Origin of the sequence: Kribbella sp. NPDC050124, from assembly GCF_044460355.1 — a bacterium.
Classification (GTDB): domain Bacteria; phylum Actinomycetota; class Actinomycetes; order Propionibacteriales; family Kribbellaceae; genus Kribbella.
In genome coordinates this window covers 1,292,159-1,307,980 of the sequence record NZ_JBITJU010000001.1, presented here as the reverse complement: position 1 = coordinate 1,307,980, position 15,822 = coordinate 1,292,159, and the positions used below count along the sequence as shown (strand labels likewise).

The 15,822-nt window shown below is 69.8% G+C and carries 15 protein-coding genes; 8 read left to right on the top strand and 7 right to left on the bottom strand.

The genetic code is table 11. From position 1 onward, the window contains the following. Positions 1 to 2 precede the first annotated feature (2 nt). Entirely contained in the window at positions 3 to 1,565 is a 1,563-nt protein-coding gene (gene purF / locus ACIBL3_RS06545) for an amidophosphoribosyltransferase (RefSeq protein WP_396352187.1), read from the bottom strand. A gap of 281 nt (positions 1,566 to 1,846) precedes the next feature. On the opposite strand from purF, the gene ACIBL3_RS06540 reads away from it, so the two are divergent. Then, positions 1,847 to 2,830 (top strand): LuxR C-terminal-related transcriptional regulator, encoded by a 984-nt coding sequence (locus tag ACIBL3_RS06540; protein ID WP_396352185.1) that lies wholly within the window; start codon positions 1,847 to 1,849, stop codon positions 2,828 to 2,830. Between the two features lie 194 nt (positions 2,831 to 3,024). Here the strand turns inward: ACIBL3_RS06540 and ACIBL3_RS06535 are convergent, their stop codons facing one another. Genes ACIBL3_RS06535 through ACIBL3_RS06515 form a run of 5 tightly spaced genes read right to left on the bottom strand, consistent with a single transcriptional unit; the run spans position 3,025 to position 8,676 of the window. After that, positions 3,025 to 4,395, bottom strand: a complete 1,371-nt coding sequence (locus tag ACIBL3_RS06535) for an NAD(P)(+) transhydrogenase (Re/Si-specific) subunit beta (RefSeq protein ID WP_396352183.1) — start codon at positions 4,393 to 4,395, stop codon at positions 3,025 to 3,027. Then, a complete protein-coding gene (locus ACIBL3_RS06530; RefSeq protein ID WP_396352181.1) occupies positions 4,392 to 4,697 on the bottom strand; it encodes an NAD(P) transhydrogenase subunit alpha in 306 nt (101 codons plus the stop codon). The genes ACIBL3_RS06535 and ACIBL3_RS06530 overlap by 4 nt, the downstream gene beginning before the upstream one ends. After that, positions 4,694 to 5,818 (bottom strand): NAD(P) transhydrogenase subunit alpha, encoded by a 1,125-nt coding sequence (locus tag ACIBL3_RS06525; protein ID WP_396352180.1) that lies wholly within the window; start codon positions 5,816 to 5,818, stop codon positions 4,694 to 4,696. The genes ACIBL3_RS06530 and ACIBL3_RS06525 overlap by 4 nt, the downstream gene beginning before the upstream one ends. Before the next feature lie 43 nt (positions 5,819 to 5,861). Then, the gene (locus ACIBL3_RS06520; protein WP_396352178.1) at positions 5,862 to 7,196 is read right to left on the bottom strand and encodes a dipeptidase; all 1,335 of its coding nucleotides are present in this window, start codon (positions 7,194 to 7,196) and stop codon (positions 5,862 to 5,864) included. 55 nt (positions 7,197 to 7,251) lie between these two features. Further along, complete coding sequence (locus tag ACIBL3_RS06515) at positions 7,252 to 8,676, bottom strand: serine/threonine-protein kinase (RefSeq protein ID WP_396352177.1); 1,425 nt, start codon at positions 8,674 to 8,676, stop codon at positions 7,252 to 7,254. A gap of 131 nt (positions 8,677 to 8,807) precedes the next feature. On the opposite strand from ACIBL3_RS06515, the gene ACIBL3_RS06510 reads away from it, so the two are divergent. From ACIBL3_RS06510 to ACIBL3_RS06490, 5 genes are all read left to right on the top strand, one after another. Further along, positions 8,808 to 9,998 carry a hypothetical protein gene (locus ACIBL3_RS06510; protein ID WP_396352175.1) on the top strand — a complete coding sequence of 397 codons (1,191 nt, stop codon included), beginning with the start codon at positions 8,808 to 8,810 and terminating at the stop codon, positions 9,996 to 9,998. 55 nt (positions 9,999 to 10,053) lie between these two features. Then, positions 10,054 to 10,791 (top strand): metallophosphoesterase family protein, encoded by a 738-nt coding sequence (locus tag ACIBL3_RS06505; protein ID WP_396352174.1) that lies wholly within the window; start codon positions 10,054 to 10,056, stop codon positions 10,789 to 10,791. 17 nt (positions 10,792 to 10,808) lie between these two features. Then, positions 10,809 to 11,942, top strand: a complete 1,134-nt coding sequence (locus ACIBL3_RS06500) for a histidine kinase (RefSeq protein ID WP_396352172.1) — start codon at positions 10,809 to 10,811, stop codon at positions 11,940 to 11,942. Positions 11,943 to 12,135: 193 nt separating this feature from the next. Then, positions 12,136 to 13,350, top strand: a complete 1,215-nt coding sequence (gene fdhA, locus ACIBL3_RS06495) for a formaldehyde dehydrogenase, glutathione-independent (protein ID WP_396352171.1) — start codon at positions 12,136 to 12,138, stop codon at positions 13,348 to 13,350. 143 nt (positions 13,351 to 13,493) lie between these two features. After that, positions 13,494 to 13,685 carry a hypothetical protein gene (locus ACIBL3_RS06490; RefSeq protein ID WP_396352169.1) on the top strand — a complete coding sequence of 64 codons (192 nt, stop codon included), beginning with the start codon at positions 13,494 to 13,496 and terminating at the stop codon, positions 13,683 to 13,685. On the opposite strand, the gene ACIBL3_RS06485 is transcribed toward ACIBL3_RS06490, so the two are convergent. Then, positions 13,677 to 14,612 (bottom strand): aldo/keto reductase, encoded by a 936-nt coding sequence (locus tag ACIBL3_RS06485; protein WP_396352167.1) that lies wholly within the window; start codon positions 14,610 to 14,612, stop codon positions 13,677 to 13,679. The genes ACIBL3_RS06490 and ACIBL3_RS06485 overlap by 9 nt on opposite strands. A 63-nt stretch (positions 14,613 to 14,675) precedes the next feature. Here ACIBL3_RS06485 and ACIBL3_RS06480 point away from each other — a divergent pair, with 63 nt between their 5' ends. Then, on the top strand, positions 14,676 to 15,425 hold the full coding sequence (locus tag ACIBL3_RS06480; protein WP_396352166.1) for a LytR/AlgR family response regulator transcription factor: 750 nt from the start codon (positions 14,676 to 14,678) through the stop codon (positions 15,423 to 15,425). Next, a complete protein-coding gene (locus tag ACIBL3_RS06475; protein WP_396352165.1) occupies positions 15,418 to 15,807 on the top strand; it encodes a hypothetical protein in 390 nt (129 codons plus the stop codon). Before ACIBL3_RS06480 ends, ACIBL3_RS06475 begins: the two co-directional genes overlap by 8 nt. The last annotated feature ends 15 nt before the right edge of the window (positions 15,808 to 15,822 follow it).

Genomic DNA, 15,822 nt, shown 5'->3' with positions numbered 1-15,822 from the left:
CATCACGGACGGCTGAGTGCGTCGGCGGCGCCGGCGCCACCGGACACGGTGGCCAGGCCGTCGATGTCGGTGGCCACCGGCAGCTCCAGCAGGTGCTTGCCGAGGTGCTCCGGGTCCGGCAGCTCGACCGGGTAGACCCCGTCGAAGCAGGCGCGGCAGAGCCGCTCCTTCGGCACCGTGGTGGACTCGACCAGGGCGTCCAGGCTGATGTAGCCGAGCGAGTCGGCGCCGAGTGAGCGGCAGATCTCCTCGGTGTTCAGGCCGTTCGCGATCAGCTCGGCGCGGCTGGCGAAGTCGATGCCGTAGAAGCACGGCCACTTCACCGGCGGCGCCGTGATCCGGACGTGGATCTCCTTGGCGCCGGCCTCGCGCAGCATCCGGATCACCGCCCGCTGGGTGTTGCCGCGGACGATGGTGTCGTCGACCACGACCAGCCGCTTGCCCTCGATCACCTCGCGCAGCGGGTTCAGCTTGAGCCGGATCCCGAGCTGCCGGATGGTCTGACTGGGCTGGATGAAGGTGCGGCCGACGTACGCGTTCTTGACCAGGCCGGAGCCGTACGGGATGCCGGACTCCTCGGCATAGCCGATCGCGCCTGGGACGCCGGACTCCGGGGTGGCGATCACCAGGTCGGCCTCGGCCGGGTGCTCGCGGGCCAGCCGGCGGCCGATCTCGACCCGGGTGGAGTGGATCCGCTGCCCGGAGATCTGGGTGTCCGGGCGGGCCAGGTAGACGAACTCGAACAGGCAGCCCTTGGGGTCGGCCTCGGCGAACCGGGTCGAGCGCAGGCCCTCGGCGTCGATCGCGACGATCTCGCCGGGCTCGATCTCCCGGATGAAGGAGGCGCCGACGATGTCCAGGGCGGCGGTCTCGCTGGCGACCACCCAGCCGCGCTCCAGCCGGCCCAGCACCAGCGGGCGGATGCCCTGCGGGTCGCGGGCGCCGTACAGGGTGTTCTCGTCCATGAAGACCAGGCTGTAGGCGCCTTTCACCTTCGGCAGGATCTTCGCCGCCGCCTGCTCGATGGTGAGGTCCGGGTACCCGGCCAGCATCGAGGTCAGGATGTCGGTGTCCGAAGAGGCACTGTGCTTGGCGTTCGCCTTCGCGTGCTCGACCTCGGCGTCCAGCCCGAGATCCAGGTCACCGCCGCCGTTCAGGCTGGCGGCCAGCTCACCGGTGTTGGTGAGGTTGCCGTTGTGCCCGAGGGCGATCGACCCGGTCGCGGTGGACCGGAACGTCGGCTGTGCGTTCGCCCACACGCTCGACCCGGTGGTCGAGTACCGGCAATGGCCGATCGCGATGTGCCCCCGCAGTGACGCCAGGGTCGCCTCGTCGAACGCCTGGCTGACCAGCCCCATGTCCTTGTAGACGAGGATCTGGTTGCCGTTGCTGACTGCTATGCCAGCCGACTCCTGCCCGCGGTGCTGCAGAGCGTAGAGCCCGAAATAAGTGAGTTTGGCGACCTCTTCCCCCGGCGCCCAGACCCCGAAGACGCCACACGCGTCCTGCGGGCCAAGGTCCTGCGGGTCCAGGTCATGAGTGAGCCGACCATCGCCACGAGCCACGCCAGCAGTCTACGGGACGCCGGCCGGCGCTCCGGCCACCGCCGACGACGATGGACTTACCAGCAGGTCATGTGGACCGTGCAGCCCGGTTGTGCACCCCGAGCGACGACGGCGGTGGGCTGTGCGGCGATGGCCGCGAGAAGAAGCGCCGGGGCGACTACTATCAGCAACTTCTTGATCACATCTTGTCCCTTCGAAATAATTCCGGAACCAACTGCCCAGTCTCACTGTCGAAGCACTGTGTATATGGTCGGTTCCACCAAGTCCTGAGGAGAAGAAACGTGTTCGAGCCGCTGGGGGTGGACGAAGCCACTTTCGCGGTCTATCACGCCCTCCTCAGCCACCCGGACAGTACGCCGGAGCAGATTGCCGCGCTGGTAAAACGCCCGCTGCCGGAAGTTCACCAGCGGATGGACACTCTGCGCGATCTCGGCCTGCTGGTGCCGACCTGGACGGACCCGGACAGTGAGCACGCCGTACACCCGCGGGTGGGGCTGACCGGCCTCGCCGAGCGGCGGCGGACCGAGCTGAACATGGCGCTCGGTGAGCTCCGGGAGGCCGAGGCCTCGGCCGAGATCGTCGCCGAGCAGTACAACGAGCTCCTGACCGCCCGGAGCAGCGGCGACGTCGAGGTGCTCAAGGGCCGGGCGAACGCGTCGCGCCGGATCGAGGAGCTCGGCCTGAAGGCCCGGGACACGTTCTGGGGCCTGGTGCCGGCACATATCGACGACACCATCCAGCCGATGGACCGGTCGCCTGACCTGCCGCTGCTCGAGCGCGGGCTGAAGATGCGGACCGTCTACCTGCAGAGCATGACCGCGTCGAAGCAGGCGCTGGACTACGCATCGGCGATGCACCGGCTCGGCGGTGAGGTCAGGGCGACGCCGACGCTGCCGATGCGGCTGCTGATCTTCGACCAGGAGATCGCGATCATGCCGATGGACCCGGAGAATCCGACCGCCGGGGCGGTCATCCACCGCTCCCCGGCCGTCGTCTCGGTGGCCCTCGCGCTGTTCGACTCCTACTGGTCCCGGGCGACCGAGTTGTTCGCACCGGAAGACCGCGACGACAATACCCCGCTGACGCCGCACGAAGCGGAAGTTCTGCGTTTGCTCGCCGGTGGCGCGAAAGACGAACAGGTGGCGCGTTTGCTGGGTATTTCGCTGCGTACCGCCCGGCGAATTACCGCGAATCTTTCCGAGCGGCTCGACGCGGCCAGCCGATTCGAATTGGGCGTGGCCGCCGCCAAACGCGGCTGGGTCTGAGCAGCCGGTATTCCCGATCGAATCCACCGGGTACGGCGCCCGCGCCGGGACGCCTGCCTCCGCACGGGTTCCCGTCCGGCGCATCCGGTCTGGACCGCTGGCCGGCGGTCCCGGCAGGAAGATGCCAAACGCTTGATTCTCCCGGATTGGCGTGGTCTAGTCCGCGACTTTCGGCGTTGACAACGTAATCCGGATCAGACCGACTTGAGCGCGGCCAGGAGTTTGGTGAGCGAGTCGCGGGCGTCGCCGAACAGCAGCGTGGTTCGCGGGTCGTAGAGGAGTTCGTTCTCGATACCGGCGAAACCGGGGCGCATCGAACGCTTGAGGAAGATGACCCGCTGGGCCTCGTCGGCGTTCAGGATCGGCATCCCGTAGATCGGGGCGCTCGGGGTGGTGCGAGCGGCCGGGTTGACCACGTCGTTGGCGCCGACCACCAGGACGACGTCGGTGGACTTGAAGTCGCCGTTGATCTCGTCCATCTCACGGAGCTGGTCGTACGGCACCTGCGCCTCGGCGAGCAGCACGTTCATGTGGCCGGGCATCCGGCCCGCGACCGGGTGGATCGCGTAGTCGACCTTCACGCCGCGGCTCTGCAACTCGTCGACCAGGTCGCGCAGGGTGTGCTGGGCCTGGGCGACCGCGAGACCGTACCCGGGCACGATGATGACCTTGTTCGCGTACCCGAGCAGGATCGCGATGTCCTCCGCGCCGCCGGAGATGACCGGCCGCTCGGACGCCGTACCGGCGCCGAGGGTCGAGCCGCCGCGGATCGCGCCGAACAGGATGTTGTAGAGCGAGCGGCCCATCGCGTCGGCCATCAGCTTGGTCAGCAACGTACCGGCCGCGCCGACCAGCGTGCCGGCCACCAGCAGCAGCGTGTTGCCGAGCACGTACCCACCGGCCGCGACGGTCAGGCCGGTGAACGCGTTCAGCAGCGAGATCACGATCGGCACGTCGGCGCCGCCCACCGGCAGCACCAGCATCACACCGACCGCGAGACCGACCAGGCAGAGCAGCACGCCGACCCACACCCGCGGGTCGGAGACCAGCCAGCCGGCCAGCGCGATACCGCCGATGATCGCGGCGATGAAGAGCACCGGCAGGCCGGGGAACGTCACCGGCCGGGTCGTCATCAGCTCCTGCAGCTTGGCGAAGGTGACGATCGAGCCGGAGAAGCTGATCGCGCCGACCAGGATGGTGAACGCGGTCGCGATCGCGGCGACGGTCTCGCCGGCGTGCACCTCGCCGAGCTCCATCAGCGCGACCAGGGCGGCCGCGCCGCCGCCGACGCCGTTGAACAGGGCAACGAGCTGCGGCATGTGGGTCATCTGCACCCGGCGGGACCCGACCACACCGCCGACGGTGCCGACGGCCAGCGCGATCAGGATCGGCGCCAGGTGGTCCGGCTTGTAGGCGACGAACGTGATCACCACCGCGAGCACCGCGCCGGCCGCGCCGAGCGCGTTACCGGCCCGGGCGGACTTCGGCGACGACAGCGCCTTCAGCGCGACGATGAAACAGACCGCGGCGACCAGATAGCCGATCTGGGCCCAGGTGGGGATCACTTGTGCAGCTCCTTCTTGCGCGCCCCCGGACCTTTGAACATCTGCAGCATCCGGTCGGTGACCACGAACCCGCCGACCATGTTGACGGTCGCCAGGACGACGGCCAGCAGCCCGACGGCCACCACGATCGCGGACTCGGCCTGGCCGGTGACGATGATGGCGCCGACCAGGATGACGCCGTGGATCGCGTTCGCGCCGGACATCAGCGGGGTGTGCAGGGTCGAGGAGACCTTGCTGATCACCTCGACGCCGACGAACGCCGCCAGCACGAAGATCGTCAGCAGCGCGATGGACTCGGTCACGGGGCCTGTCCTTCCAGGAGCTCTCGGGTCGGCTCGTGCAGCACGCTGCCGTCGTGGGTGACGCAGCAGCCGCGGACGATCTCGTCGTCGAAGTCCGGATCGAACGCCGCGTTGCGGGTCATCAGCCGGATCAGGTTGGCGATGTTCTGACCGTAGAGCCGGCTGGCCGGTCCGGCCAGCTGGCTGGGCACATTCGCGCCACCCCAGACCAGCGCGTCGCCGATGGTCAGCTCGGTCCCGGCGACCGAGCCCTCGACGTTGCCGCCCTGCTCGGAGGCCAGGTCGACGACGACCGAGCCGGGCTTCATCTGCTCGACCATCGACCGCGACACCAGCATCGGGGCGGTCCGCCCGGGGACGGCGGCTGTCGTGATCAGGGCGTCCGCCGCGGCGACGTACGGGGTGAGCAGCTCGCGCTGCAGCTGGGCGCGTTCCGGGGTCATCTCCCGGGCGTAGCCGCCTGGGCCGTCCAGCGTCCCCAGCTCCAGCTCGATCGGTACGGCGCCCATCGACGCGATCTCCTCGGCGGCCGCCGTACGGACGTCGTACGCCTTCACCACGGCGCCGAGGCGCTTGCAGGTCGCGATCGCCTGCAGGCCGGCCACACCGGCGCCGAGGATGAGGACCTGGGCCGGCGGGACCGTGCCGGCCGCGGTCATGTTCAGCGGGAAGAAGCGAGGCAGCCGTTCGGCCGCGACGATCGCGGCGCGGTACCCGGCCACCAGGGCCTGCGAGGACAGCGCGTCCATCGACTGGGCCCGGGAGATCCGCGGGATCAGCTCCATCGCGAACACGGTCAGCTTGGCGCGGGTGGCGGTCCGGACCACATCCGGCGGATTCGTCGGCAGGAACGACATCAGCGCCGTACCGGCGTGCAGCCGCTGCAGACGCTCGCGCTCCAAGGGCTGCACCGACGCCACGATGGTGGCCGCGTGGTCGGCGCCCCACGCCACGTCGGCACCGGCGGCGCGGTACTGCTCGTCGGAGTACAGCGCCCGTTCGCCGGCGGCCGGCTCGACCGCCACCTCGTAACCGAGCTCGATGAGTTTCGCGACTTGTTCCGGCACCAGCGCAACCCGGCGCTCGGCCGGTCTGGTCTCCCGTACGACTGCGATCTTCACTCGCCGAAACCTATGCCAAACACTGGGTCGCCGGAAAGCCCGGTCAGGCTTGGTCGGCCAGGTTCTGGAGCAGGAGGGCCTCGGCGAGGCAGACCTTGCGGAACTCCGCGAGGTGCAGGCCCTCGTCGATTCCGTGGGCGCGGGTGTCCGGATCCTCCACGCCGGTGACCAGGATCGAGGCCTGCGGGAAGGTCTGCTGGAACTCGGCGATGAACGGGATCGACCCACCCATGCCCATGTCGATCGGCTCGACGCCCCACGCGGTCTTGAACGCCGAACGGGCCGCTTCGTACCCGGCGCCGCGCGCATGCACGCTGCACGGCTGACCGGTCTGGCCTTCGGTCACAGTCACCTGGGCTCCCCAGGACGCGTTGTTCTCGAGATGTTCCTTCAGCGCCGCCATCGCCTTGATCGCGTCGTCGCCCGGCGCGACCCGCAGGCCGATCTTGGCCCGCGCGACCGGCACGAGCGTGTTGCTCGCTTCCGCCACCGACGGCGCGTCGATCCCCAGTACGGCGATCGACGGCCGAGTCCACAGGCGGTCGACGAGCGAGCCCGAACCGGTCAGCCTGACGGAGTCCAGCACGCTCGACTCGGCCCGCAGCCGCTCCTCCGGGTAGTCCACATCCGCCGCCCGCGAGGCGTGCAGCCCGTCCACGGCAACGTCGCCCTTGTCGTCGTGCAGGGTGGCGAGCAGCCGGCACAACGCCGACAGCGCGTCCGGGATCGGGCCACCGAAAAGACCGGAATGTACGGCGTGCTCGAGCGTGCGCACCTCGACGTACGCCTCGACCAGGCCGCGCAGCGACACGGTCAGCGCCGGCTGGCCGATGTCCCAGTTGCCGGAGTCGGCGATCACGATCGCGTCGGCGGCCAGCTCCGCGGAGTACTCGTCCAGCAGCTGCAGCAGGGTCGGCGAGCCGATCTCCTCCTCACCCTCGACGAACACCGTCACGCCCACCGGCAGGTCGTTGCCGAAGGCCCGTACGGCGGCCAGGTGCGCGGCGATCCCGGCCTTGTCATCGGCCGCGCCCCGTCCGTAGAGCCGGTCACCGCGCTCGACCGGCTCGAACGGGTCGGAGGTCCACTGGTCGGCCGGTCCGGTCGGCTGGACGTCGTGGTGCGCGTACAGCAGGACCGTCGGCTTCCCAGCGGGCGCCGGCTTCTTCGCGATCACCGCCGGCGCACCCTCGCCGGCGCGGACGATCTTCGTCGCGAACCCTTCGGCCTCGAACAGCGAGGCGGTCGCCTCGGCGGAGCGCTGGACATCGGCCGCGCGGGCCGGTTCGTAGCTGACCGACGGGATCCGGATGAGGTCCTCGAGGTCGGCACGGACGCTGGGCAGAACGCGGTCGATCGCCGCGGACAGATCGGTCATGCGCCTACCGTACGGCGTCCGTTCGAGAAGGCGACGCCCGCTACACCCTCGCGCGTTAGGGCGTGTACTCAGCTGAAGCCAGCACCGCCGCCCGGCGCTCCGGGTTGTCGTCCCGGACCTGGACCCGGAGCACCTTGTTCCCGTCCAGCAGCCGGAACTGCTCGTCCACGGATGCTTCGCTGCAGCTGTACCGGAAGGTGACCAGGCTCTGGCCCTCGAGGTTCGGCGGGTCGGGGGTGGCGGGCTGGCAGCCGGCCGGGGGCGTGGTGGTCCTCGGCAACGTCGTTCCGTTGCTGATGCCCAGGAACACGCCCTCGGTTGCGTTGTTGTTCTGCCACTCGGAGGTGTTCTTGCTCACCAGCAGGGACGGGCCGTCGGCGTTCTCCGACTTCTGCGACCAGTCCCGCGGGACCTCCACCGACAGGTTCTGATACTCGACCTTCACGGGACGGGTCAGCACCAACTCGTAGCCGCCGTACGCGCCGGCGGCGGCCAGCACCACTGCTACCAGACCGGCGATCACTCGGCCGCGGACCGAGCGCTTGGGTTTGGTCGCGACCGTCGAGCGGTTGGCGGTGGCCAGGGCGGTTGCCTGGTCGACGTCGGCGGGCGGTGCCGTCGGGGTCGGCATCTCCGCGGCCGGCACCAGGCCGGGCGGGACCTCACCGGTGGTGTGCGCGTCGCGGAGTGCGGTGAGGAAACTGTCCAGGTCGGGCCAGCGCTTGTCGCGGTCCGGCTCGAGGGCACGCCGTACGACGACGTCGATCGCGTCCGGGATGTCCTCGCGCAGGGTCGCCATCGACGGCGGCGGGGTGTCGATCTGCATCACGGCGCTCAGGCTCGCCACGCCGTACGGCGCCTGTCCGGTGAAGGCGGCGTACGCGACCGCGCCCAGGGAGTAGAGGTCGGCCCGGTGGTCCAGGCGCTCGCCGCGGACCTGCTCGGGCGCCACGTACGCCGGGGTGCCGCCGGGCATCGTGATCCGCGAGACCTCGGCCAGCGACTTGCCGAGCCCGAGGTCGGACAGCATCGCGCGGTCGCCGGCCGGGTCGGTGCGGAACAGCACGTTCGCCGGTTTCACGTCGCGGTGCAGGACGCCACGGCTGTGCAGGTGCTTCAGGCCACGGCCGACCTGGTTGATCACCCGGACCACCTCGGCGATCTCCAGCGGGCCGGCCTTGATCCGTTCCGCGAGCGTGCCGCCGTCGGCGTAGGTGAGCACCATGAACGGGCGGCCGTCCTCGGCCTCACCGATGTCGTGGACGCCGACGACGTACAGCGAGTCGACCTTGCGCAGGAACCGGCCCTCGGCCAGGAACCGGCGCCGGACGTCCTCGTCCTCGATCCAGTTGTCGGAGAGGATCTTGACCGCGACCTCGGCGTCGAGTTGCTCGTCCCGGGCCAGCCAAACGGTCGCGAAACCTCCGGCACCCACCCGGCGGACCAGGGAGTACCGGCCGATCCGGGGTGGCTGGTCCATGGCGCAATTATGCTCGATGCCTCCTGCGACCCGATCGCCGAGCAGTGGGTACGGCGTTTCGGAGCCGGCCAAGGGCCAACAAAACCGTGTTCCGGAGCGTCCAAACGGGCATCAAGGGGAGGAGTCCGGTGATGCGGAGCAACAACAGGCGCTTGGTCATCCTGGTCGCATCAGTAGCCGTAGCCGCCGTGGCGATCGGCGCGGCCATCGCGTACCGCCAAGGTCCCGAGTCAGCCCAAGCCGACGCAGCCCCGCTGACCGGCTCCCCTTCGCCGGCCCCGAGCCCGACGCCGAAGCCGACGCCGTCGACCGCCAAGCCGACGCCGACCGTGACTCCGACCAGTGCGCCGCCGACGTCCACGGGGCCGACCAAGGTCAAAGTGGACATCAACAAGCTCTCCCAGGGCCGCGAGCCGGCGATCCCGTACCTGGTCGGCCGCGAGGTCCGCGGCGGCGCCGGCAGCGCGCTGAAGATCCCCGGCACCGGCGGCATCATCGCGATCGGCCGGCTGGAGACCGACGCGCTGGCTGCCGTCACGAACGGCGACTCGGGGAGCGAGCTGATCAAGGTGAGCGGGACCGGCGAGGTACGCCGTACCCCGGACGTGTCCTCCCTCGTCACGAAGGCCGACCAGTCCGCGGCGGCGTACGCGGCGGCCCGGCCCGGCTGGCTCGGGGCGCAGGAGAAGGGCGGCATCGTCTACGCCGAGGACCCGGGCGAGGACGGGTTCCTGAAGTCGCTCAAGCTGCCCGACGCCTGGAACCTGCAGGTGCTCGCGTACGTGGGCGACAAGGTCTACTACCGCGCGGACAGCGACGACACCGGCGCGTGGAAGCTGTACAGCTGGGTGCCCGGTGCGGCGAAGCCCGTCGAGGTCAAGACGGTCACGTCGGCGTCGGCCGTGTCCAGGGACGGCAGCGTGGCCTCCTCGGTGAACCTGATCAACGACGGCGGCAGCTGCTCCTCGATGGTCGAGGTCAGCTCCGGCAAGCAGTTCTCGCGTACCTGCGACTACTGGATCACCGGCTTCACCCCGGACGCCAGGACGGCCGTCGGCGGACCGGCGTACGGCGACGGCTACTGCAACCTGGTCCAAGCCGCGCTGGACACCCGGACCGGCAAGCTGGTCCGCGAGTGGAACGGCTGCTTCCTGCGGATCGCCGCCGAGGACGACGAGCACGTCCTGATCGTCGCGGTGGGCGACGGTCAGGGCGAGACCGAGAACGTCGACCGGGCGATCGTCCGCTGCAACCTCACGACCGCCGCCTGCGAGCGCGCGACCAAGATCGTCAACGACCAGACGCTGGAGATCGGCACCTGATCTGCCGGTAGCAGATATCCCCGCTGTCGTTGGGGTTTCGCAGCAGACTGGCGACATGACGACTGTTGCGGTGCTCGCGGACGTGCACGGGGTGTTGCCTGCTCTCGAGGCGGTGCTAGCCGAGGCGGACGTGCGGGACGCCGACGTCATCGTGCTGGCGGGAGACATCGCCAGCGGGCCGCAGCCGGTGGAGACGTTGGACTTGCTGGTGTCTCTCGGCGAGCGGGTGGTCTGGGTACGCGGGAACGCGGACCGGGAGCTGGTGGCGATGGCCCGCGGGACGTTCGAGGGCGAGGCGCCGGACGGCGTGAGTCCTTGGGCAGCCGGGGAGCTTCGAGCCGACCAGGTTGAGCTGCTGGCGGGACTGCCTACCACCGTGACGATCGGCGACGCGCTGTTCTGCCATGCGACGCCGCGGGACGACGAAGAGATGGTGTTGGTGGACAGCCCGATCGCACGCTGGGCGCAGGTCTTCAGCGGGCTGCCTGACGAGGTCCGCACGGTGGTGTGCGGGCACACGCACATGCCGTTCGCGCGGCAGGTCGACCGGCGCCTGGTGGTCAACGCCGGCAGCGTCGGCATGCCGTACGGCGCTCCCGGCCCGAGCTGGGCCCTGCTCACTCCGGACGGCGTACAACTGCGAAGGGCACCGATGGACAGGAGGAAGGCCGCCGACCGGATCGTCGCCGAGTCGTCGTACCCCGATCGAGAGGCCTGGGTAGCCGAGTACCTCCTGTCGAACTACTCCGACACAGAGGCCCTCGACGCCTTCAGACCCCGCGCGGAGGGCTGAGCGGTTACCGTCGTCTCGTGTTCGCGCGACGGCGGAAGCATTTTGGGACTCCGGCTGACAAGGCGACGTATGCGACTCTGCATACCGCCTCGCTGGCCACTCCCCACCTGCGCGAGGGCCTGACCCCCGCCGCGGCGGGCAAGGCGAGCCGTCATCTCCGGGACCTCCTGGGTACGGCGGCCATCGCCATCTGCGACTCGTCCGGCGTACTGGCGTGGGACGGGGTCGGCGGACCCTACGAGAGCAACCACCGCGGTGATGCCAAGGCGCTCGCCGCGCCTACGCTCCGTACCGGGCGTACGGCGGTGCTCGGCGCCCACGACGTGGCCTGTGGCGATCCGCAGTGTCCGATCCGTACGGCGGTCGTCGCTCCGATCGTCACCGAGGAGCGAGTGGTCGCCGTACTGGTCGCATACAGCATCCGCTCGTCGGCCGCACTGGTCCGAGCGACGGAGGAGGTCGCCCGCTGGGTGTCCGGTCAGGTGGAGCTGGCGGAGCTGAACAAGGAGCGCACCCGCGCGATGGAGGCGGAGCTGCGGGCGCTGCGGGCGCAGATCAGCCCGCACTTCATCTACAACGCGCTGGCCGCGATCGCCTCGTTCGTGCGGACCGATCCGGAGCGGGCGCGTGAGCTGGTGCTGGAGTTCGCCGACTTCTCCCGGTACGCGCTCCGGCGCGGTGGCGAGTTCACCACGCTGGCCGACGAGCTGCGCAACGTCGAGCGGTACCTGGTGCTCGAGCAGGCCCGGTTCGGCGATCGGCTGAAGGTGTCGTTGCTGATCGCGCCCGAGGTGCTGCCGGTGGTAATCCCGTTCCTGGTCGTGCAGCCGCTGGTGGAGAACGCCGTACGGCACGGCCTGGAAGGCACCACCGGAGTCGGACGGATCACCATCCGGGCTCGGGACCGGATCAACGAGGCCGAGATCAGCGTCGAGGACGACGGCGCCGGCAGCGACCCCGAGGTGATCCGGGCCGCGCTGGCGGGTGAATCCGGCAGCGACTCGGTCGGCCTCGGCAACGTGGACGCCCGGCTCCGGCAGGTGTACGGCGACGCGTACGGCCTGGTCGTCGAGACCGCCGTCGACGCCGGCACCAAGGTGACCTTCCGGATCCCCAAGTACTCCTCCGGTGTACACGCTGTCTCGCGTTGACCGTGCTGGCGGCGCGAACTAGCGTCGACAGCGATCCCTCGATGGCGTCACGACATCGCCGTCGGGACGGGATCCACCTGGGCGGGGCAGGCGATGACTGCATCGCCTTCTCGGGGCGATCGCGGCCGGTGACAGCGGTTTCGCACGCTCCACTGCGTTCTGCGGTGGAGCCTCCTGGAGAGGAGCATTGCGCGTGCCAGGCAACAAGGCAGTGATCTACAAGGGTCCAGGCGACGTGGCGGTCGAGACGATCGACTACCCGAGCCTGGAGCTCAAGGACGGACCGGGGGTCAACCCGGCGAACGTGGGCCGGCAGATTCCGCACGGGGCGATCCTCAAGGTGGTGGCCAGCAACATCTGCGGCAGCGACCAGCACATGGTCCGCGGCCGGACGACGGCGCCGTCGGGGCTCGCGCTCGGTCACGAGATCACCGGTGAGGTGGCCGAGGTCGGCCGGGACGTCGAGTTCATCAAGGTCGGCGACCTGGTGTCGGTCCCGTTCAACATCGCCTGCGGGCGGTGCGTCAACTGCAAGGAGGGCAAGACCGGCGTCTGCCTGAACGTGAACCCGGACCGGCCGGGGTCGGCGTACGGGTACGTCGACATGGGCGGCTGGGTCGGCGGCCAGGCGGAGTACGCGCTGGTGCCGTACGCCGACTGGAACCTGCTGAAGTTCCCCGACAAGGACCAGGCGCTGGCGAAGATCCGCGACCTGGCGATGTTGTCGGACATCTTCCCGACCGGGTACCACGGCGCCGTCACGGCCGGTGTCGGCACCGGTTCGACCGTGTACGTCGCGGGTGCGGGACCGGTCGGCCTGGCCGCGGCCACCTCGGCGTTCCTGCTCGGCGCGGCCGTGGTCATCGTGGCCGACCTGCAGAAGGACCGGCTGGAGCAGGCACGCAGTTTCGGCTGCGAGACGATCGACGTGTCCGAGGGTGATCCGAAGGACCAGATCGAACGGATCCTCGGGGTTCCGGAGGTCGACAGCGCGATCGACGCGGTCGGGTTCGAGGCGCACGGCCACGGCACCGACGCCCAGACCGAGCGTCCCGCGACCGTGCTGAACACGGTCATGGACGTCACCAGCGCCGGCGGCGCGGTCGGCATCCCCGGCCTCTACGTCACCGGTGATCCCGGTGCGAGCGACGAGGCCGCGAAGACCGGCTCGCTGTCGATCCGGCTGGGCCTCGGCTGGGCCAAGTCGCTGTCGTTCACGACCGGGCAGTGCCCGGTGATGCGGTACAACCGCCAGTTGATGCAGGCGATCCTGCACGACCGGACGCAGATCGCGAAGAACGTGAACGCGACGGTAATCCCGCTGGATGAGGCACCGCAGGGCTACAGCCAGTTCGACCAGGGCGCGGCGCGCAAGTACGTGCTCGACCCACACGGACTGATCAAGTAGCCGCGCAGACCGACGGGAGCTGGGCCACCGCCCGGCTCCCGTCGTGCTGTGCTCTCACAGTCGTGACCGCGGCGAAACGTGCCGGTAACAACTCCCTGCCCATACTGCATGGAAGAGCAACCCCCTCCCCGGAGCAGTGCAGCATGAGCAATGACAACCGGCTCGACCTCGAGTTCGCGTACACGACGTACCAGGACTCCTGTCGGGACCTGTACTCGCCGTACTACTACTGTCGGCGCCCGCTCGGCCACGACGGCGCCCACGCCGCGGGCTTCGGCTCGAACCGCCTCCGCTGGGAGCCGCAGCCCGACCACGCTCCGGGTTCCTCAACCTGACCTGAGCGCCTCGACCTCCGCGTCGTCCAAGCTGAACGTGAGCGCTCCGGCGTTCTGCGAGGCTTGGCTCGCATTCTTGGCCCCTGCAATCGGCAGTACGGCGTCCTGCTGGATCAGCCACCGCAGAGCGACCTGACTGGGACTCCGATCGTGGCTGTCCCCGATCTCCCGCAGCAGCTCGACCAGACGGGCCAACTGGTCGCTGCGGAAGGTCCTGTTGTAGCGCCGCCAGCCTGCTGGTCGGTTGGTAGCCGAGTACTTGCCAGTCAGCGCCCCTGACGCCAATGGCATGTAGGCGATCAGCGTGGCGCCCAGCTCCCGGCAGGTCTCGAGCACGCCGTCGGTCTCCGGGTTGCGGTGCAGCAGCGAGTACTGCACCTGGTTGGAGGCCAGCGCCAGTCCGTGGCGGGCGAGCTGCGAGTGCGCGGTGCGCATCTGTTCAGCGCTGTAGTTGCTCACGCCCACTGCCCGGATCTTCCCGGCCTCGACGGCGTCGGCCATCAGGTCCATCAAGGTCGGGATCGACATCCACCGGCTCGGGAAGTGCACCTGGTACAGGTCGATCGTCGTACGCCGAAGCCGACTGAGGCTCCCGTCCAGCGTGACCGGCAGGCTGCTCGCCCGGGAGAAGAAGCCGAACGGAAACTTGGTCGCCAGGACCACGTCGCGGCCGTCAGTCAGCTCCCCGACCCGGCGCTCGGACGCACCCTTTCCGTACATCGCGGCGGTGTCGATGAAGTTCAGTCCCGCCTTCAGGCTCACGTCCAGCGCCGCTGCCTGCTCCTCAGCCGTGCTGGTCGGCCCGTAGGCGTTGCGGGCCGGGTTGAACCGGGGCGCGGTCGACATGTCACCCCACACCATCGCGCCGACGCCGAGCCGGGACACGCGAATGTCCGTCTGCCCCAGTGTGGTCGACAGCGTGTTCATCCGGTCACCTCAGCGGTTCAACACTAGCTCCAAATCGCGATTGGCTGGCATTAGTGTGTGGGCATGGCCGACACTCCCCTGCGCGCGCTGGTCGCGGACGACGAGGAGCCCGCCCTGGCCGAGCTGGTGTACCTGCTGTCGCGGGACGACCGGATCGGCGAGATCCGGACCGCGTCGAACGGTCCGGACGCCCTGAAGATCCTGCAGGCGGCCGACCTGGACGTGGTGTTCTGCGACATCAAGATGCCCGGGCTGGACGGGATCGACCTGGCCAGTGTGCTGTCCAAGTTCCGCCAGCCACGCCCGCAGATCGTGTTCGTGACCGCGTACGACGAGCACGCGGTGGCCGCGTTCGAGCTACAGGCGACCGACTACGTGATGAAGCCGGTCCGGGCCGAGCGGCTGGCGGAGGCGGTCCGCCGGGTCCTGACCGCCGGCGCGCCGGCCGCCCTGCAGTCGCCGGAGGAGACCGAGGACGAGGTGATCCCGGTCGAGCTGGCCGGCGTCACCAGGTTCGTCCAGCGCTCGACGGTCCGGTACGTCGAGGCCCAGGGCGACTACGCCCGCCTGCACACCGGGCAGAACTCGCACCTGGTCCGGATCCCGCTCAGCACACTGGAGGAACGCTGGCGCGAGGCGGGCTTCACGCGGATCCACCGCAGTACCCTGGTCGCCCTCGCGCACGTGGACGAGATGCGCGTCGACGGCGGCCGGTGCGCGGTCCGCGTCGGCGGCGACTGGCTGCCGGTCAGCCGTCGTCACACCCGCGAGCTCCGCGACCTGCTGGTTCGCTCGACGTCACTGCGTGGCTGACGTGAGTACGCCGGAAGGACCGCGACGCGTCCGGGTCACCAGCCCCCGGACCAGCGCGGCCCGGCGCCCGATCATCCCGACCGGCACCCGCGAGATCGACGAGCAGACCCGGCTCGGCGAGGTGTACATGTCCTCGCTGATCCAGTCCCAGCTCCGCCTCGCGCTCGCCGTCATCGGCGGTGCGGCCATCGTCCTCGGCGGCATCCCGCTGCTGTTCGCGCTGGTCCCCGCCACCCGCACCTTCGACGTCTTCGGCCTGCCGCTGCCCTGGCTGATCCTCGGCATCGTGGTCTACCCGGTCGTGTACGTCGCCGCCCGGATCTACGTCCGCCACGCCGAGCGGATCGAGGCCGAGTTCACCGAGTTCGTCGGGCGGCAGTAGTGCCTGCCGGTGGGG